The organism is Bradyrhizobium sp. UNPF46, from assembly GCF_006658625.1.
GTDB lineage: Bacteria > Pseudomonadota > Alphaproteobacteria > Rhizobiales > Xanthobacteraceae > Bradyrhizobium > Bradyrhizobium nitroreducens.
On sequence record NZ_LFJB01000081.1, the window covers coordinates 69,049 to 86,162 of the forward strand.

Here is a 17,114-nt window from a genome sequence, read left to right on the forward strand (position 1 = left end):
TAATACGGCCTGTCAGCAAATATGGCCCATCAGCAATTGGAGGTAGTATACCCTCTTCGCACCAATTGAAAAGCGGTCATTCGTCGGCGGGCGACGAAAGCGTCGGTCGCCGGCCGGCGCGCATTTTCGAAGGGCGGGACCGGGTTCGCGCAAAACGGGTCCGGCCGGCTCGCGCGAGGGAGCAGCTCGTCGCAGGGCACTCCGCACGGAAAGTGCGGGCAGTCCCTGCACTCATCCAGACAACGTGTCGAACAACAGCTTCAGGTTCAACACCACGATCACGCCCGCGACGATCCATGCGATCGCCGCGACGTAGGTGGGAATCGCGAACCTGCCCATCTTGCGGCGGTCGGAGACGAAGCGGACCAGCGGGATGACGGCGAAGGGGAGCTGCATCGACAGCACGACCTGGCTGAACACCAGGAGATCCGCCGTGCCGCGCTCGCCATAGATCGCGGTGACCACGATCACCGGAATGATGGCGATGCCGCGCGTGAGCAGGCGGCGCGCCCAGCTCGGCAGGCGCAGATCGAGAAAGCCTTCCATCACGATCTGGCCGGCGAGCGTCGCCGTCACCGTCGAGTTCAGGCCGGAGGCGAGCAGCGCTATCGCGAACAAAGTCGAGGCGATGCCGAGGCCGAGCAGCGGCGACAGCAGCTCGAAGGCCTGCCCGATCTCGGCGACATCCGAATGGCCGCTCTTGTGGAAGGTCGCGGCGGCGACGACGAGGATCGCGGCATTGATGAACAGCGCCAGCATCAGGGCGATGGTGGAATCCGTCGTCGCCCATTTGATCGCCTCGCGGCGGCCTTCGTCGTTGCGCTCATAGGCGCGCGTCTGCACGATCGAGGAGTGCAGGTAGAGATTATGCGGCATCACGGTCGCGCCGATGATGCCGATCGCGATGTAGAGCATCTCGGGATTGGTGAAGATCTCGCTCTTCGGCATGAAGCCGCGCAGCACCTCCGCGACCGGCGGCGCGGCAGCCGCGATCTGGACCGCGAAGCAGACCGCGATCACCACCAGCAGCGCGATGACGAAGGCTTCGAGGAAGCGGAAGCCGCGGTTCATCAGGAGCAGCAGCAGGAAGGCATCGAGGGCTGCGAGCAGCGCGCCGCCGATCAGGGGAATGCCGAACAGGAGTTTGAGCGCGATCGCCGTGCCGATCACCTCGGCGAGATCGCAGGCGATGATCGCCGCCTCGCAGGCCAGCCACAGCAGGAAGTTCACCGCCGGCGAATAGGTGGCGCGGCAGGCCTGCGCGAGGTCGCGGTCGGTGACGATGCCGAGCCGCGCCGCCAGCGACTGCAGCAGGATCGCCATCAGGTTCGAGAGCAGGATGACGGAGAGCAGCGTGTAGCCGAACTTCGATCCGCCGGCGAGATCGGTCGCCCAATTGCCGGGGTCCATGTAGCCGACCGAGACGAGATAGCCCGGGCCGACGAAGGCAAGCAGCCGGCGCGACCAGTGGCCCGCGGCCGGAATGGCGACCGAGGCGTTGACCTCGGCGAGACTCTTGGTGGCGGGCGCATCAGCGCGCCAGCCGGCGTCGGGCGTCAAATCGGGCGATCGGGCATCCATGGGGCGAGAATACCGAACTCGGGGCTTATTGCAACTCATTTGCAACTGCATCTAGTGGCATAGGTTCCCGATCCCGCCCTTATGCGCTGCCCTGTCGGAAACCGGGTGGGTTTGGCGGCCCCTGACGCCGGATACTCGCGCCAATCCGACTTTGCAGGAAATGAGCCATGTCAAATCCGCCGCGCCTCCCCGACACCTTCGGCCGCCTCGCCTGGTCCAACCTCGCGGCGCAGTCGGCCGAGCAGATCGCATTGGCCGCCGCCCCCATCGTGGCCGTGCTCACGCTCGGGGTAGCGGAAGGCCGGACCGGCCTCTTGCAGACCGCGCTGACCCTGCCCTTCGTGCTGTTCGCCATTCCCGCCGGCCTGCTCGCCGACCGCATCTCGCGTCGCTCGCTGATGGCGGCGGCCGAGGCACTGCGGGCGGTGGCGCTCGCTTCCATCGTGCTGCTGCTGGCGCTCGGCGCGCTCAACCTGCCGCTGCTGGCGCTGCTCGGCTTCGCGGCGGTGTGCGGCACCGTCGTCTACAGCGTGGCCGCGCCGGCGCTGGTGCCCTCGCTGTTCAGCGCGGAGCTGTTGCCGGCTGCGAATGCCCGCATCGAGCTTGCCCGCACCGTCGCCTTTGCCAGCGGCCCTGCGCTCGGCGGCGCGCTGGTGGGCTGGTGGGGCGCCAGCCCGGCCTTCGGCTTCGCCGCCGTGCTCTCGGCGATCGCGGTGGTGCTGCTCGCCGGCATCTACGAACCCGCACGCAGCCCCTCGCCGCGCCGTCATCCGCTGCTGGAGATCCGCGAGGGTGCGGCCTTCGTGTTTCATCATCCGCTGCTGCGGCCGGTGTTCATCACCCAGTTCATCTTCAACACCGGCTGGTTCCTGCAGATCGCCGTGTTCGTGCCCTACGCGGTGCGCCATCTCGGCCTGACCGCCGCGGGCGTCGGCACCGTGCTGACGATGTACGGCGTCGGCATGGTGATCGGCGCGCTGCTCGCCACGCGCGTGATGCAGCGCATCGCCTTCGGCACCGTGGTCGGTCTCGGCCCGGTCACCGGCTTCGTCGCCGCGGTGGTGATGGCGCTGACGGTGCTGATCCCTTCGCCGTGGCTTGCGGCCCTGAGCTTCTTCCTGCTCGGCGTCGGCCCGATCCTGTGGGTGATCTCGACCACGACGCTGCGCCAGTCGGTGACGCCGCCGCGCCTCCTGGGGCGCGTCTCCGCCATCAACATCATGAGCTACGGTGCCCGCCCGCTCGGTTCAGTGCTGGGCGCGGTCGTCGGCGGGCTCTGGAGCGCGGAAGCGTGCCTTTATCTTGCGGTCGCCGTGTTCGGCATGCAGGCCCTGGTGATCTGGCTGTCGCCGGCGGTGGCGCTGGACCGGCAGCCGGCGATGGTCGGGGATGAAGCGGCTGTGAGGTGTTAGCCACAGCCGTCATTGCGAGCACAGCGGAGTGTCCCGGACAAGCAGCAACGCTGCGCAGAGCCGGGACCCAGAAGCCGCGAGCTCCTCTGCGACATGGGCCCCGGCTCTGCAGCGCATCGCTGAAGGAGCGCTGCGCTGCGTCCGGGGCACGAGATTGCGCACAGCTTATCCGTGCTAATTCGCCAGATACCGCTCGTAGCTTCCCGTCACCGGCTCGCTCGCATCGACCTCGGGATCGAGCGTGTAGAGATCCTGCGCGCGGCCGATGCCGCGCAGCGCGTAGCGGCCGGTGGAGACGAGATAACGCCGGCCGGCGGCATCGAGGCCCTTGTAGAATTCGGATGACGCCAAGAGTTCGCGGTCGACCGAGCGGCTCATCGAGGCGATGCGGCTGACTTCGTTGACGGTGGGGCCGACCACCGTGAAGTCGAGCCGGTCCTCGCTGCCGATGTTGCCGTAGAAGACCTCCCCGACATGGAGGCCGATATAGGCCGACGTCGTCGGACGGCCCTCAGCCGCCCGGCGGGCATTCAGCGCAGCGATATTCTTGCGGAACAGATGCTCGGCGCGCAGTGCGGCGCGCCGCGCGTCCGCCATGTCCTCGCCCCAGAACATCGCGAGCACGCCGTCGCCGATCAGCTTGAGCACGTCGCCGCCGGCATCGTGGATCGCCTCGATCACGGCCTGGGCGTAGTCGTTCAGGAACGGGATGATCTCGTCGGGGCCGATGCTCTCGCTGATCCCGGTCGAGCCGCGCAGGTCCGAGTACCAGAGCACGGCGTTGATGCGCTCGGTGACGCCGCGCGAGATGCGCCCGGCCAGCACCTGCGCGGAGGCATCGCGGCCGAGATAGACGCGGCCGAGCGTGCGCACGATGTCGACCTGCTGCGCCGACTTGATCGCAAGACCCAGCACCGGCACGAGATCGCGCATGGCCTCGAGCTGGGCCTCATCGAATCCTTCGTCGCGCCGCGTCGTCCAGCAGGAATACAGGCAGTCCATCAGCCCGAGCGCGCCGTTCTCGCCGAAGCGGTGCACGAAGGCCAGATAGTGCTTATGGCCTTTCTCGGCGAGCTCGCCGATCTGCGAGAAGTCCATCGACGGCGCGTCGGCGAGATCGATCACCATCTCGTCGTGGCCATTCTCGAGCATGTGGAAGAACACCGAGCGGCGCCAGCTCTTGGCGGCGTCGCCGTCGGCGGTCGAGCCGTATTCGAACATTTCGCTCTCGTTGCTGGCGCGATCGCTCCAGCGGAAGCCGCGGCCCTCATAGATCGGATGCAGCGTGTCGATGACGACCAGCGCGCGCGACAGTTCCAGGCCCTCGGCGCGACAGCGCTCGCAGAAGCCTCTGAGCAGTTCGTTTTCGGGCAGGCCCGTGAGCCCCTGGCCGGTCAGCCAGTTCATCAGCGCAAGGCGCGAGGTCAATTGCATGCGCCATTATGGCGTGCATTCGCGACGAGCGGAAGTCCATGCACATCGCCGCGCGTCAAAGGCTCCCGCCTACAGCAGGTCGAATATGCCGCAGGCGCTGTTGACGCACTCACGCCGCACGCTGCAAATGGAACCGATGACACCGCCGACCCGACATGCAGCGATATGAGCCAGCGCCAGCTTCCGATCATCCTGGCGCTCGGCACCACGCAGACCCTGGCCTGGGCTTCCAGCTACTATCTGCCGGCGCTGCTCGCCGATCCCATGGCGCACGATCTCGGCGTCTCCTCCAACTGGATTTTTGGCGCGTTCTCGGCTTCGCTGGTGATCTCGGCGATGCTCGGACCTCGCATCGGCCGGCAGATCGACCTCGTCGGCGGACGGCAGGTGCTATCGGCCTCGAACCTGACCATCGCCGCCGGGCTCGCGCTCCTTGGGCTCTCGCAGTCCGTTGCAGTGATGGTGTTCGCCTGGCTCGTGCTCGGCATCGGCATGGCGATGGGGCTCTACGATGCCGCCTTCGCCGCGCTGGGGCGCATCTACGGCACCGAGGCGCGCCGGCCCATCACCGGCATCACGCTGATGGCGGGCTTTGCCTCCACCGTCGGCTGGCCGCTCACGGCCTGGGGCCTGTCGCATATCGGCTGGCGCGACACCTGCTTTGCCTGGGCGGCCGCCAACGTCCTGATCGGCCTGCCGCTCAACTTCTTCATGCTGCCGGTGATCAAGGGCGCCAGCCAAGCGGCTGCCGCGGCCGAGAAGCCGCATGTGCCGCTCGATCGCACCATGCTTCTGCTGGCCTTCATCTTCGCGGCGGTGTGGACCGTCACCGGCGCCATGGCCGCGCATTTCCCGCGCATCCTGGAGACGACGGGCGCAACGCCGGCCGAGGCCATCGCCGCCGGCGCATTGATCGGGCCGGCGCAGGTCGGTGCACGCATGCTGGAGGCTGGCTTCCTCAGCCGCTTCCATCCGCTGTGGTCGACCCGGCTTGCCTGCCTCACCCACCCGATCGGCGCCGTGATCGTGGCCGTCTTCGGCGGCGCTGCGGCGAGCGCGTTCGCGCTGTTCCACGGCTCGGGCAACGGCATCCTGACGATCGCGCGCGGCACCCTGCCGCTGTCGATCTTCGGCCCGAAGGATTTCGGCTATCGTCTCGGCATCATCGGCGCCCCCGCACGCATGGCGCAGGCGGTGGCGCCGCTGGCCTTCGGCCTGCTCATCGACCTCATGGGCGCCAAGGTGCTGATCGTCTCGTCCGCGCTCAGCCTGTCGGCGCTGGCGGCGCTGTTCCTGATCCGCACCAAACCGCAGCCGGATTGACCGCGCGACGGCTTTCGCGCACAAGCGGGCAATGAGCCAAGACAACAGCCCGCCCCGTACATTCAAGGGACTCCTGCGCTGGGCGACCACGCCGCCTCAGGCCTGGGGCGTCTATCTCCTCGCCATCATCCTGGTGTGGCTGGTTTCGTTCTACGCCGGCACGCTGAAGCCGAAGAAGCCGCCGGAGACGAGCCCGGCCGCAGCGACCGCGCCGAAAAGCTAGGCCGGTTTCGCCTCGCCGGTCGCGATCCAGATGCCGGCGAACACCGCCGCCAACCCGACCAGAAGATTTGGCGTGATCGGCTCGCCGATCAGCAGCGCCGCCAGCAATGCCGCGGCAATCGGATTGACCGTCATCGTATTGGCAACCCGCGTCGGCGTCGCCCGCCCCAAGGCCGTGACCCAGAGGATGAAGGCGAGCGCGCCGCCGCCGATTCCGAGATAGATGCCGGCGATCCACTGCGCCGTCGTGAAGTGATCGAGCGCCGCGAAGCTGCCTCTCACCAGCCCCGCCAGCACCAGCGCCGCGGCCCCCACTCCCATGCCCACCGTGAGAAAGCCGAGCGCGCTGGAGCGCTGCATCAGCGGCCGCGACAGCACGTTGTAGAACGCCATGCAGAACACCGCGCCGGTCATGATCAGCTCGCCGCGTCAGGCGCCCGGCGGGCTTTGCGCTAGGCCGGCGGCCAGCGCCGCAGCAACGCCGAGCACGGCGATGCCGACGCCGGTGATCTTGCGCGCCGACAATCGCTCGACGCCGAGGATCGCGCCGACCATCATGGTGTGGAGCGGCAACGTCGCCAGTGCGAGGCTGGCACGCGCGGCGGTCGTGTAGGACACCGCGATGTTGTAAAGGATGAAGAACAGGCCAAAGAAGCAGATGCCGAGCCCGGCCACGGCCGGCCAGTCACGCCGTTGCGGCCACCGCACGCGAAGCATCAGCGCACATGGCAGCAGGCAGATAAAGCCGATGCCCCAGCGCAGGATCGCCAGCAGGATCGGATCGGCGCCGCCGACGAGATAGCGGGTGATCGCCGCCGCAGTCCCGCCGAGACTGCTCGAGACCAGCGCGATCGCAACCCCGAGCCACTCCCCCACGCTTCGTCTCCTGTCGCGGAGCTTTTCGCGAGGGGCTAACACAGCCCTGCTGCCACCGGTGTGGCAACAGGGGCCGACGCGCTAGTCGTAAAACTCCGGCGCCAGCTTCTGGCTGTCGCGCTGGGCCTTGTCGTGGTTGATCCAGAGCTGCGCCTTCTCCTTGGCGAGCGTGTCGGCGAGCTTCTGCATCGAGGCCGCGGTCTGGTCCTTGTCGACATTCATGCTGGGGACGCGGCGGTTATCCCAATTGTCCTTGAAGTGCACGGCATCGCCCGACAGCACCACCGCGCCGGTCTTGGACAGTTTCACCAGCAGCGACTGGTGCCCGGGCGTGTGGCCGGGCGTCGACAGGATGGTCACGCTGCCGTCGCCGAACACATCCTTGTCGCCGGTGAGCAATTCCACGGGATGCGAGGGCTTGAAGCGCGGCGCGTTGTTGGCGCCCGGCCAGTCATATTCGGCCTTCTGCACGTAGAGCATCGACTGCGGGAACAGCTCGACATTGCCGGTATGGTCCGGATGGGTGTGGGAGACCGCCATCGCCTTGACGTCGTCGGGCTTGACGCCGAGCTGCTCGAGCTGCGCCTGCAACGTCTTCGGCCGGCGCCAGGTCACGGCCTTGGGATCGGCGGGCACAAGACCGCTCGGCATCGCGGCGACGGAATCGGCGATGCCGGTGTCCCACAGGAACCAGCCCGTGGCGTGCTTGATCAGATAGCACGTGTCGACGAAGTCCATCGTCTTGCCTTCGTTCAACCCGGGCGTCCAGCGCGAGATGTCACCCGCGGTGCCCTCCCCGCAATTGAGCACGTAGAGTTTTTCGACGCCGGTCGATTGCGCCGATGCCGGGGCGCCTGACAGCGCCAGTGCAGCCATGGCGAGAGCGAGCCTGGTCCTGCGCATCATCATTCCTCCCTTTCAGCCACACGGCCGTGACCGAGGATCAACCCCGGCCCGTTCGCAGAATTCCCGCCGGTCACGTCAATGCGGGCAGGTTTCGACCTCCACCGTGACGTGGCTGAGGCCCTTCAACCCGGCGAGCCGCCGCTTGTAGACCGCCGGCGGCTTCGGCTTGTCCGAGACCACCGAGAGCAGCACGGCACAATGGCCGGGGCCGACCTGCCACAGATGCAGATCGGTGACGCGATCGTCACCGGCCTCCATGCGCGCACGGATCACCCGCTCCAGCTTCTCGTCGGCGCGCACGTCGAGCAGCACCGCGCCCGATGACTTGACCAGGCCGAATGCCCAGCTTGCGATCACCACGCTGCCGATCAGGCCGACCGCGGGATCGGCCCAGACCCATCCCGAAGTCATCGCGACCGCAAGCGCGGCGATCGCCAGCACCGAGGTCGCCGCGTCGGTCATGACGTGCACATAGGCCGCGCGCAGATTGTTGTCGTGATGATGATGACGGCCATCATGATCATGATCGTGGTCATGGTCGTCGTGATCGTCATGCGCATGGCCGTGGCCGTGGTCATGGCCGTGATGGTGATGATCGTGGCTGTCGCGCAGCAGCCAGGCGCTGGCGAGGTTGACGGCAAGGCCGAGCGCGGCCACCGCCATCGCCTCGCCATAGACGATCGGCACCGGATTCATCAGTCGCAGCACGCTCTCATAAGCGATCTCGACGGCGATCAATCCCAAAATGATCGCGCTGGCGAAGGCGGCGAGGTCGCCGAACTTGCCGGTACCGAAGGTGAAATGCGCATTGCCCAGATGCCGCCGCGCGAAGCGGTACGCGAAGGCGGCGATGCCGAGCGCGGCCGCATGCGTGCCCATGTGCCAGCCGTCGGCGAGCAGCGCCATCGAGCCGAACAGCGAGCCGGCGACGATTTCGCCGACCATCATGACGAGCGTCAGGACGACGACGAGCCAGGTGCGGCGCTCGTTCTCGTCGTGCTTCTCGCCCAGGAAGGCGTGGTCATGGGTCCATTGCTCGATGGAATGCGAATGCATCGAATTCTCCAGGAGATTCAGATCTGTTGAGGCCATTATAGACCGGTCGGCAGCACTTTTCTAAGGTCCGGCCGCCCCCCGGATTGACAGTGCTTCTTAGTTTCGGTGTAATCTGCGCCATGGGGATTTGAGCGATCTCCCCACGAGGCGACATGCCCAAGTATCGCGTCCCGTCTGTTTCTTGCGAGGACGCAAAATGTCTACATTCACGACCATATCATCCGACAAACTGGCGCGCCTGATCGGCACGGCCAATGCTCCTGTCCTGATCGATGTCCGCACCGAGGAGGATTTCGCCGCCGACAGGCGGCTGATTCCCGGCTCGATCAAGCTCAGCCACGAGACCGTCGCGGAATGGGGCGGCGCATTTGCCGGCCGTTCGGCCGTCGTCTCCTGCCTGCGCGGCGCCAAGCTCGCACAGGGCACGGCCGCCTGGCTGAGGCAGCTGGGCGCCGAGGCCGAAACCCTGGAGGACGGCTTTGAGGGCTGGAAGGCGGCCAAGCTGCCGCTGGTCGACGCCCGCAAGCTGCCGCCGCGCGACGCCAAGGGGCGCACCGTCTGGGTGACGCGGGCGCGGCCGAAGGTCGATCGCATCGCGTGCCCCTGGCTGATCCGCCGCTTCGTCGACCCCAACGCGGTCTTCCTCTATGTCGCGCCCTCCGAGGTGGTCGCGGTCGGCGAGCGCTTCAACGCTGCCCCCTTCGACATCGAGAACGTGTTCTGGAGCCACCGCGGCGAGCTCTGCACCTTCGACGTCATGATCGAGGAGTTCGGCATCGCCACCCCGGCCCTGCTCCGGCTCGCGACGCTGGTGCGCGGCGCCGACACCGCGCGGCCGGATCTTGCCCCGGAGGCACCCGGACTGCTCGCGGCCTCGCTCGGGCTGTCACGGATGTATGACGACGACCTCGAACAGCTCGAGGCCGGCATGACGCTGTACGATGCCTTCTACCGCTGGTGCCGCGATGCGACGGCCGAGACCCACAATTGGCCGACCAACAAGGTGAAGGCGTAATGGACACCCGTAACGTCCAAGCAGGAGCTGATGCCGGTCACGGCATCAGCTTCAACGAAGCGTTTCGCGTCTGGCTTCGCGTCGCCTGCCTGAGCTTCGGCGGGCCCGCGGGCCAGATCGCGGTGATGCACCGCATCCTGGTCGAGGAGAAGAAGTGGATCTCCGAAGGCCGTTTCCTGCATGCGCTGAACTATTGCATGCTGCTGCCGGGCCCGGAGGCGCAGCAGCTTGCGACCTATGTCGGCTGGCTGATGCATCGCACCAAGGGCGGGCTGATGGCGGGCGGGCTGTTCATCCTGCCCGGCATCATCGCCATCATGGGCCTCAGCTATGTCTACGCGGCTTTCGGTAACGTCAGCTTCGTCGAGGCGCTGTTCTTCGGCCTGAAGGCCGCCGTGCTCGCCATCGTCGTCGAGGCGGTGGTGCGTGTCGGCAAGCGCGCGCTGAAGAACCGCGTCATGATCGCGCTCGCAGGCATCGCCTTCGTCGCGATCTTCTTCTTCGCGGTGCCCTTCCCGATCATCATCATCGCCGCCGGCCTGATCGGCTATGCCGGCGCGCGCAGCGGCCGGCCGGAGTTCGCGCCGGCCGGTCACGGCCATGGCGGGAGCGGCGCCGCGATCGACAGCATGCTCGGCGAGGCCGTCCCCGATCACGTCAAGCCCAACACCGCGCGCGCGATCCGCGTCGGCGCGTTGTGGCTGGCGCTCTGGCTGGTGCCGGTCGCCGTGCTGTTGCTCGCGCTCGGCCAAGGCAACGTGTTCAGCCAGATCGCGCTGTTCTTCTCGAAGATGTCGCTGGTCACCTTCGGCGGCGCCTATGCCGTGCTGGCCTATGTCGCCCAGCAGGCGGTCGAGCATTATCACTGGCTGAAGCCGCACGAGATGCTCGACGGTCTCGGCATGGCCGAGACCACGCCGGGCCCGCTGATCATGGTGCTGCAGTTCGTGGGCTTCATGGCCGCCTATCGCGACCCGAGCGGGCTGTCGCCGATGCTCGCGGCCACACTCGGCGGGCTGCTCGCGACCTGGGTGACTTTCACGCCCTGCTTCCTCTGGATCTTCGTCGGCGCGCCCTATATCGAGCGCCTGCGCGGCAACACGGGCCTCGCCGGCGCGCTCAGTGCAATCACCGCAGCCGTGGTCGGCGTCATCCTCAACCTCTCGATATGGTTCGCGCTGCACACGCTGTTCCGCGAGACCGTGCCGGTGCACGCCTTTCCGCTGAACTTCGATATGCCCGTGCTGAGGAGCGTCGATATCCCAGCGCTGCTGCTGGCCATCGCGGCGGCCACCGCGATCTTCCGGTTCAAGCTGGGGATGCTGACGGTGCTGGCGGGAAGCTGCGCGGCGGGTGTGGGGCTGAGGCTGGCGGGAGTGATCTGAGGCGCGCAGGGTCTCGCCGGCGAATTTTCACCTCACCGGTTCCACACCGGCCTGCAAACCTCAGCTAGGTCTTGCAATGCCTCGTCGCCTCTGGCGGCAGCGTGGTTGTGACGGGGACGGCCAGTAGCTATACTCAAAGTTTGGCGTTGCGGACCGCAGGCAGATGCGCGCTGGATGTGGCTTGCACTCATCTCGTTGGGGGAGTTCGCTTTGAGCAGTTCTACCGGGCGGAGAGAGTATGAACGCCTGGCTGACTTCATTCGACACAACCACGCCCCTATCGTGAAAGAATGGACGGAGTTCGCTCGAACCCTGTCACCGGCCAGCGACAAGATGTCAAAGCTGGCTCTGGAGGATCATATCGTCGATCTTCTCGGGTTTGTGGCGGACGACCTCGAAACCGTACAAACCCCGCGGGAAAGGTTGGACAAATCGCGGGGCGACGGCGCGCAAGATAACGCCTTTTCTCAAAGCGCCGCTGAGCTTCATGCCGCTCTACGTCTCGCCGACGGCTTTGACATCGATCAGATGGTCTCGGAATACAGGGCGCTTCGTGCAAGCGTCGTCAAGCAGTGGGTTGCGCACCATCGGATCCTTGCCGATACCGATATCGAGGATTTGACGCGGTTCAACGAGGCGATCGATCAGGCCGTAACGGAATCGGTGGCGCACTATACAAAGACGATAAATGACTCGCGTAATCTGTTTCTGGGGGTCCTTGGCCACGATTTGCGCAATCCCCTGGGCGCCGTTTCGATGGGCGCCCAGTGGATCGAGCGATCTGGAACAACCGACGCAAAGCAGGCCAGGGTCGTTTCGGAGATCAAGCTGGCGGCAGGCCGGGCGACCCAAATTCTGAACGATCTGCTCGATCTCACGCGCTCATCTTTCGGCACTCAGATCCCTGTTACAAAGAGCAAGAACGACGTTGCGGCCTTATGTCAGGAAATCGCGGATGAGTTTCGCTCCGTCAACGCAGATCGGAACTTTCAGGTCACGCATGAGGGTGATCCGTTGGTTTCCTGCGACCCTGCTCGCCTGGGACAGGTGCTATCCAACCTGATGGGCAATGCCGTCCAGTATAGCGACGTAGCGACCCCGATCACGGTGACTGTTGCAGGCAACGATCCAGATGCCGTGACGATCAACGTGCACAATCTTGGGTCTTCAATCCCGCTTGAGACTCAAAGATCGATCTTCCAATCCTGGACGCGAGGCCAGGATGCTGAAAACCCGTCCGTGCACGGCACTCACCTGGGTCTTGGCCTCTACATCGCAAAATTGATCGTCGAAGCTCATGGCGGCGAGATTTCTGTGACATCCGACGAGCACACAGGCACGTGCTTTTCGATCCGATTGCGGCGCGAATGATCAGTCAAGCCAGGAAGAGCGCTGCGGCATTCGACTGGCCAGCCTTATTCGACTGGCCAGCCTTGCGGCGATGAGCGAGGAAGGCGGCTAGACGCGAGCGCGGCGAGCTCCACGATGGAAGCCGCGGCAGCGCCTAGCCAATAACCTCCCGCTGATCGCCAGCCGCATTGGGGACGCCGCGAAGATTGTCCGAAAAGAGCCGGCCACTCGGAACGTCGGCTGCCGTGACGGCTTAAGAGCGTGACTGCGGGGATGTCCCGGCCGGTGGCGTCTTCCGCGTGCGAAAGGAATGATATGCTTGAGCAAAGCTCGCCTCGCGGCACTTGCGTCCTCGTGGTCGAGGATGAGCCGATGCTTCTCCTGATGGCGAGTGACATCGTCGAGGATGCAGGACTGCATCCGCTCCTAGCCGGCAATGCCGATGAGGCCATCAGGATACTTGAAGCCCGACAGGATATCTGCGTGGTCTTCACAGATGTCAGGATGCCTGGTTCGATGGACGGCATTCGGCTCGCGACAGCCGTTCGGGAAAGATGGCCACCGATAAAGCTTCTGGTCGTCTCGGGTCATCTCATCAACGGTCCAGAGCTGCCAGACGGGGCAAAGTTCTTCCGCAAGCCCTATCCGTCCGCGGCAATCCTTTCAACGCTCCGCGAACTTGCGGCCTGAACGGCAAGATGGCAAGCGCGCTCACAGACGTTTCCTGGGGCATCCGTGCCTCCGATCTCCCCTCGAAAGGGGATCAATAGACGCTCAATCTGCAAATAGCTGTCTTTACCGGGATCTCCGGACTGCGACGCAAGGAACGGGACCGCATCAGAGGCGTTCCTCCAGCATGGCCGAACCGCTCCCGACTATCATCGAAAACTCGCTTCAGATTGCTTGGGACTTCCTGGACCGCTCAGGTGGAATTTCCGACCCGCAGCAGGCGGCCGAAATCTTGCTGGACAGCATCAAAACTCAAATTCTAAAGGGCGAGAGCCGCACGTTGATGCTTTCCAATCGAGCCATTGCCGCTTTCGAGCAGCGTCAGAAAGCTCCATGCTAGGGCGGCGGACGAATGCTGCTCGCAGGCTCCCGCGATAGCTATCCATATGACGTGCCGATCAGTCCCTGTCGGTCGCCTCTTCCCGAACTACAGGCCGTGTGTGGCCGAGCTCGATTTTTTGGGCCAGTTGAGCCCGTTCCTTGTCTGCAGGCTGATCTTCTCCCCGTACGCGCATGATGCCGTGGTCTGATATCTTGGTCATGGTGACCTCCTGCTAGACCAAGCCCCGCCCCACCCCAACGTTCCAAATATCGGGCTTGCTTCGACGTCACACGAAGGAGTGATCCCTCTGCTATGACGGGCGCGTCCGGAATAGTCGCCTTAACTGCCTCCACTTCACGATCCATCGATGAAGCCGGCGGCCTTGAAAAATGCCGCCCTCTGGAAGCAAATCGAGTGTGAACGAAGCGTTCCCTTGTCGTCTCGGCGGGAGCGAGGGCTCTCTGCTGCAGAGGAAACTGAGGTCGCGAGCAGAGCACCCAACCTTCAAAACGGCTGGACGCGCGCGCATGCCGGGATCACTGAGCGTCTCCGCCTTTCACTCGACCCAGCACAGGTCGGCGCCGTACGGAGACGAAAGCCACCTTCAGTTTGTGCCATCCACCCCGGGATGCCCCATCGTCAGGCGCGTGTCTGGCGATGGGCCGATTCCCCGTGAAACCTCGCGAGAGTTTCTCCCCGTCATGGTCGACTTAGTACGCAAGAACAGCCGATTTCGATCAGCGACTGTTAGTCGGCGGTCTTTTCCTCGTCCTTGTGCTCACGCGAAGCGTCGCGATTATCTTTCGTCTGTTTCGCATCGCCGGGCTTTTTCCCAGCCATATTTCCGGGATTGTAGTGGTATTTGCCATCCGGATTCTCGCCGGGTTGCTTCTGATCGGGTTTCTTGTTGCTTGTCATGAGAAGTTGCTCCTTTGAAGGACGTAACGGGCTTGAACGGAAATCAATGGTCGATGTTCCAGTTTGGTCGGTTGATCTGGCGTTCGAGCGGATTTCGTAGTCGAGTAAGGCACTCAACCGCGCGAAAAGCCCGCCTGCGAGACGCGACAGCAGCCCATGACAGGTGCGAACACAACGCACCTCCTGCATGCTCGCCAGGTCACTCCAATTTGTGTTGGAACGAAAGCTCAACCGCCCCCGTTGACGGTGAGCTGCAACATTTCTCAATTGCCTGAGTCATCGTGCAGACCACCTGAGGTACTGCAAATGGCTCTCGCGCGAACACGCTCCCCCTCCCTGTCGTCCGACTACGTCGTTGCCTTGCAACGACATCCTCTGCTTGCGACCTTTGCCGCGGCGGCTTCCCTTCTCGGGGTGGCAGCGATCGTAAACCAGCGCCTCGCCAGGAAGGCCGAACGCGATAACCCGCCCCGTGGGCAGTTCTTGGATATCGACGGCGCGCGGCTGCACTACGTGGAACGCGGCGAAGGACGTCCCCTGGTGCTCCTTCACGGCAACGGCAGCATGATCCAGGATTTCGACTCCAGCGGGCTGATCGACCTGGCGGCCAACGGCTACAGGGTGATTGTATTCGATCGTCCCGGATTCGGTCATAGCTCGCGGCCGCGGAACGTGATCTGGACTCCCGAAGCACAGGCAGATCTGATCCGGAAGGCGCTTGATCGGATAGGCGTTAAGCAGGCAATCGTGCTTGGACATTCATGGGGTGCTTCCGTCGCTCTTGCGCTGGCGATAAGACATCCGTCACATGTCGAAGCCTTGGTGCTGGCATCGGGCTACTATTTTCCAACCGCCCGCGCCGACGTAACGGCCTCCTCGGTATCTGCAATGCCTGGGGTGGGCGATGCCATCAGCCACACGATCTCGCCGATCCTCAGCCGCATGTTGTGGCCAGCCATGTTGCACAAGATGTTCGGGCCTCGGTCGGTCCCCGATAAGTTCGATGGCTTCCCCAAGGAGATGGCGATGCGACCATCGCAGATGCGTGCCAGCGCGGCGGAAGCGGCCTTGATGATACCCGCTGCGTTTGAGTCATCGAAGACCTATGATCAGATCGATATCCCGACCATTATAATCGCAGGCGACGAGGATCGTCTGATCGACATCAACGAGCAGTCGGTCAGACTGCACGGTGAGATCAAGAACAGCAAATTGCATCGCATCGCTGGAGCGGGTCATATGATTCAACAATCCGCCACGACCCAGTTGATGGCTGCCATCGACGAAGCCGCCGCAGCGACCGGCATGGGCGGAAATGCCCCGCATATGTACGCAAAGGCTTAGGACACTTCTCGAGGGGCTGGCTTGCCGTCCGAGAAGTCGACCCATGACGTCTGCATCAGGAAGTTCTGGTGAGTGGCCTCTGGCCATTCCCCGGGCAAGCTCGCGCGCAGCAGCATTCTCCGCTTGTGGAGGGCATCACCGAAATTAACCCTGTCGGCAAATGATCTTCTCTGGTCCGACGCCCCGCCGACAAGTTGCCTCATTGGCGCGGAGAATTCTCTGCAGCACTGACGTCGGTTAGAGGCGCATTATGCTGAGAATGGCGTTGCTGGGCCTCCTGATCCTGCTGAGTGTGGGGATGCTGTCGGCCATGGAGCTGAGAACTCCGCCACGCCGCGTCACCGTGATCGCCGAGCCGCCTGCCGAACAAACCACAAGCCCTTCTGCGTCACATGGCGCGCTGGCGAAGGCTGATCGGCTTGAAATTGCCGCCGTGAGCAGGGAGATGCCGACACAGGCACCTCCGGCTGAGGACCGTATTGCTCCCTCGCAAGACGTCCATATCGGCTCGTCCGAGCCGAAGCCGACCGTCCGTCATCGGCACGATCCGAAGAAGCTCGAGACCGCTCAGCTCAAGCCGAAGCCAAGAGCGATCCCCGTCAAGCAGGCCGCCAATCCTCAACGCTCAAAGGCCGCAGGCAATCCCGAGCCCTGCCGGCTGAAGGCGTTTGGTGGCTTGCTCAAGGCATTGAATATGAGCGGGTGCGAGATCTGAAGACGCTTCCGAGCGCGGCTCACATCGACCGTTGCCCGTCGGGCAGAACAGCCCGTCAATTTGCACTGACCGCTTGTCAAGCCCCGCCTCGCAAAATATTCCACTTTACCGAAATTCGGATTTGTCGCACAAGCGAAACACCCTGGCCCGAGACAAGGGGCGGATCGCGATCGTCACGAACCGCGGGCTGGGCAGCGATGGACGCGACGGCGTCGGCGCGATGGGCATTGCAGGGCGGGCAACCGTGAGCAATGGCTTTCCGCGCATACGACACGGCGCCGACAGCGTCTTCGCATGGCTTCGGGGGCGAGCACACGCCACCCCCCGGATTCCCAGCGAGGACGTGCGTGGACGGAGAAGTCGTGTGGTCCCGACGCCCGGGGTTCTGGCGCCAAGTCTTGCGGTGATGGAGCGGCCGACCGGCACGCGCATCAGCATTCCCGCAAGGCGACGGGGGCAATAGTGCAACGCTCCCCGAGGAGAGCACGAAGGACACCGTTAAAACCATTCGCGCAGGGAAGGCCGG

The 17,114-nt window shown here is 64.6% G+C and carries 16 protein-coding genes and 1 pseudogene; 10 read left to right on the forward strand and 7 right to left on the reverse strand.

The features are described 5' to 3' along the window. Nucleotides 1–231: 231 nt before the first annotated feature. Nucleotides 232–1,581, reverse strand: a complete 1,350-nt coding sequence (locus tag UNPF46_RS28875) for an Nramp family divalent metal transporter (RefSeq protein ID WP_142252253.1) — start codon at nt 1,579–1,581, stop codon at nt 232–234. 167 nt (nt 1,582–1,748) lie between these two features. Between UNPF46_RS28875 and UNPF46_RS28880 the strand changes: the two genes are divergently transcribed. Further along, nucleotides 1,749–2,993 (forward strand): MFS transporter, encoded by a 1,245-nt coding sequence (locus tag UNPF46_RS28880; protein ID WP_142252254.1) that lies wholly within the window; start codon nt 1,749–1,751, stop codon nt 2,991–2,993. A 174-nt stretch (nt 2,994–3,167) separates the two neighbouring features. On the opposite strand, the gene UNPF46_RS28885 is transcribed toward UNPF46_RS28880, so the two are convergent. Further along, nucleotides 3,168–4,427, reverse strand: coding sequence for an adenylate/guanylate cyclase domain-containing protein (locus UNPF46_RS28885; RefSeq protein ID WP_142252255.1), 1,260 nt, complete (start codon nt 4,425–4,427; stop codon nt 3,168–3,170). A 165-nt stretch (nt 4,428–4,592) separates the two neighbouring features. Between UNPF46_RS28885 and UNPF46_RS28890 the strand changes: the two genes are divergently transcribed. Beyond that, nucleotides 4,593–5,750, forward strand: coding sequence for an MFS transporter (locus UNPF46_RS28890; protein WP_142252256.1), 1,158 nt, complete (start codon nt 4,593–4,595; stop codon nt 5,748–5,750). A 31-nt stretch (nt 5,751–5,781) separates the two neighbouring features. Continuing rightward, nucleotides 5,782–5,973 carry a hypothetical protein gene (locus UNPF46_RS28895; RefSeq protein ID WP_142252257.1) on the forward strand — a complete coding sequence of 64 codons (192 nt, stop codon included), beginning with the start codon at nt 5,782–5,784 and terminating at the stop codon, nt 5,971–5,973. Here the strand turns inward: UNPF46_RS28895 and UNPF46_RS28900 are convergent. From UNPF46_RS28900 to dmeF, 3 genes and pseudogenes are all read right to left on the reverse strand, one after another. Further along, nucleotides 5,970–6,848 (reverse strand): annotated as a pseudogene (locus UNPF46_RS28900) (DMT family transporter). The gene UNPF46_RS28895 and the pseudogene UNPF46_RS28900 overlap by 4 nt on opposite strands. A gap of 81 nt (nt 6,849–6,929) precedes the next feature. Further along, a complete protein-coding gene (locus tag UNPF46_RS28905) occupies nt 6,930–7,754 on the reverse strand; it encodes an N-acyl homoserine lactonase family protein (RefSeq protein WP_142252258.1) in 825 nt (274 codons plus the stop codon). Between the two features lie 75 nt (nt 7,755–7,829). Next, nucleotides 7,830–8,810 carry a CDF family Co(II)/Ni(II) efflux transporter DmeF gene (gene dmeF, locus UNPF46_RS28910; RefSeq protein WP_100177574.1) on the reverse strand — a complete coding sequence of 327 codons (981 nt, stop codon included), beginning with the start codon at nt 8,808–8,810 and terminating at the stop codon, nt 7,830–7,832. Nucleotides 8,811–9,006: 196 nt separating this feature from the next. Here dmeF and UNPF46_RS28915 point away from each other — a divergent pair, with 196 nt between their 5' ends. The 5 genes from UNPF46_RS28915 to UNPF46_RS28935 all read left to right on the forward strand — a co-directional run bounded on the left by UNPF46_RS28915 (nt 9,007) and on the right by UNPF46_RS28935 (nt 13,629). Continuing rightward, nucleotides 9,007–9,825: a chromate resistance protein ChrB domain-containing protein gene (locus tag UNPF46_RS28915; RefSeq protein ID WP_142252259.1), complete on the forward strand. Its 819-nt coding sequence runs from the start codon at nt 9,007–9,009 to the stop codon at nt 9,823–9,825. Next, nucleotides 9,825–11,210, forward strand: a complete 1,386-nt coding sequence (gene chrA / locus UNPF46_RS28920) for a chromate efflux transporter (RefSeq protein WP_142252260.1) — start codon at nt 9,825–9,827, stop codon at nt 11,208–11,210. The genes UNPF46_RS28915 and chrA overlap by 1 nt, the downstream gene beginning before the upstream one ends. 210 nt (nt 11,211–11,420) lie before the next feature. Continuing rightward, entirely contained in the window at nt 11,421–12,581 is a 1,161-nt protein-coding gene (locus tag UNPF46_RS28925; protein WP_245448335.1) for a sensor histidine kinase, read from the forward strand. Nucleotides 12,582–12,875: 294 nt separating this feature from the next. Continuing rightward, nucleotides 12,876–13,250 carry a response regulator gene (locus UNPF46_RS28930; RefSeq protein ID WP_100177571.1) on the forward strand — a complete coding sequence of 125 codons (375 nt, stop codon included), beginning with the start codon at nt 12,876–12,878 and terminating at the stop codon, nt 13,248–13,250. A gap of 166 nt (nt 13,251–13,416) precedes the next feature. Further along, on the forward strand, nt 13,417–13,629 hold the full coding sequence (locus tag UNPF46_RS28935) for a hypothetical protein (RefSeq protein WP_142252262.1): 213 nt from the start codon (nt 13,417–13,419) through the stop codon (nt 13,627–13,629). A 58-nt stretch (nt 13,630–13,687) separates the two neighbouring features. Here UNPF46_RS28935 and UNPF46_RS37740 read toward each other — a convergent pair whose 3' ends face one another. Both UNPF46_RS37740 and UNPF46_RS28940 read right to left on the reverse strand, forming a co-directional pair. Then, entirely contained in the window at nt 13,688–13,831 is a 144-nt protein-coding gene (locus UNPF46_RS37740; RefSeq protein ID WP_181770165.1) for a hypothetical protein, read from the reverse strand. A 527-nt stretch (nt 13,832–14,358) separates the two neighbouring features. Next, entirely contained in the window at nt 14,359–14,718 is a 360-nt protein-coding gene (locus tag UNPF46_RS28940; protein ID WP_142252263.1) for a hypothetical protein, read from the reverse strand. Nucleotides 14,719–14,835: 117 nt separating this feature from the next. On the opposite strand from UNPF46_RS28940, the gene UNPF46_RS28945 reads away from it, so the two are divergent. Further along, nucleotides 14,836–15,873, forward strand: coding sequence for an alpha/beta fold hydrolase (locus tag UNPF46_RS28945; protein WP_142252264.1), 1,038 nt, complete (start codon nt 14,836–14,838; stop codon nt 15,871–15,873). 250 nt (nt 15,874–16,123) lie between these two features. After that, nucleotides 16,124–16,588, forward strand: coding sequence for a hypothetical protein (locus tag UNPF46_RS28950; RefSeq protein WP_142252265.1), 465 nt, complete (start codon nt 16,124–16,126; stop codon nt 16,586–16,588). Nucleotides 16,589–17,114: the final 526 nt, after the last annotated feature.

What these genes read in the sequence shown, in the direction of transcription:
- UNPF46_RS28880 (WP_142252254.1), top strand. Translation starts at nt 1,749, where the DNA reads ATGTCAAATCCGCCGCGCCTCCCCGACACCTTCGGCCGCCTCGCCTGG.
- UNPF46_RS28885 (WP_142252255.1), bottom strand. Translation starts at nt 4,427, where the DNA reads ATGCAATTGACCTCGCGCCTTGCGCTGATGAACTGGCTGACCGGCCAG.
- UNPF46_RS28890 (WP_142252256.1), top strand. Translation starts at nt 4,593, where the DNA reads ATGAGCCAGCGCCAGCTTCCGATCATCCTGGCGCTCGGCACCACGCAG.
- UNPF46_RS28930 (WP_100177571.1), top strand. Translation starts at nt 12,876, where the DNA reads ATGCTTGAGCAAAGCTCGCCTCGCGGCACTTGCGTCCTCGTGGTCGAG.
- UNPF46_RS28940 (WP_142252263.1), bottom strand. Translation starts at nt 14,718, where the DNA reads ATGCAGGAGGTGCGTTGTGTTCGCACCTGTCATGGGCTGCTGTCGCGT.
- UNPF46_RS37740 (WP_181770165.1), bottom strand. Translation starts at nt 13,831, where the DNA reads ATGACCAAGATATCAGACCACGGCATCATGCGCGTACGGGGAGAAGAT.
- UNPF46_RS28935 (WP_142252262.1), top strand. Translation starts at nt 13,417, where the DNA reads ATGGCCGAACCGCTCCCGACTATCATCGAAAACTCGCTTCAGATTGCT.
- UNPF46_RS28875 (WP_142252253.1), bottom strand. Translation starts at nt 1,581, where the DNA reads ATGGATGCCCGATCGCCCGATTTGACGCCCGACGCCGGCTGGCGCGCT.
- UNPF46_RS28945 (WP_142252264.1), top strand. Translation starts at nt 14,836, where the DNA reads ATGGCTCTCGCGCGAACACGCTCCCCCTCCCTGTCGTCCGACTACGTC.
- dmeF (WP_100177574.1), bottom strand. Translation starts at nt 8,810, where the DNA reads ATGCATTCGCATTCCATCGAGCAATGGACCCATGACCACGCCTTCCTG.
- UNPF46_RS28905 (WP_142252258.1), bottom strand. Translation starts at nt 7,754, where the DNA reads ATGATGCGCAGGACCAGGCTCGCTCTCGCCATGGCTGCACTGGCGCTG.
- UNPF46_RS28895 (WP_142252257.1), top strand. Translation starts at nt 5,782, where the DNA reads ATGAGCCAAGACAACAGCCCGCCCCGTACATTCAAGGGACTCCTGCGC.
- UNPF46_RS28915 (WP_142252259.1), top strand. Translation starts at nt 9,007, where the DNA reads ATGTCTACATTCACGACCATATCATCCGACAAACTGGCGCGCCTGATC.
- chrA (WP_142252260.1), top strand. Translation starts at nt 9,825, where the DNA reads ATGGACACCCGTAACGTCCAAGCAGGAGCTGATGCCGGTCACGGCATC.
- UNPF46_RS28950 (WP_142252265.1), top strand. Translation starts at nt 16,124, where the DNA reads ATGCTGAGAATGGCGTTGCTGGGCCTCCTGATCCTGCTGAGTGTGGGG.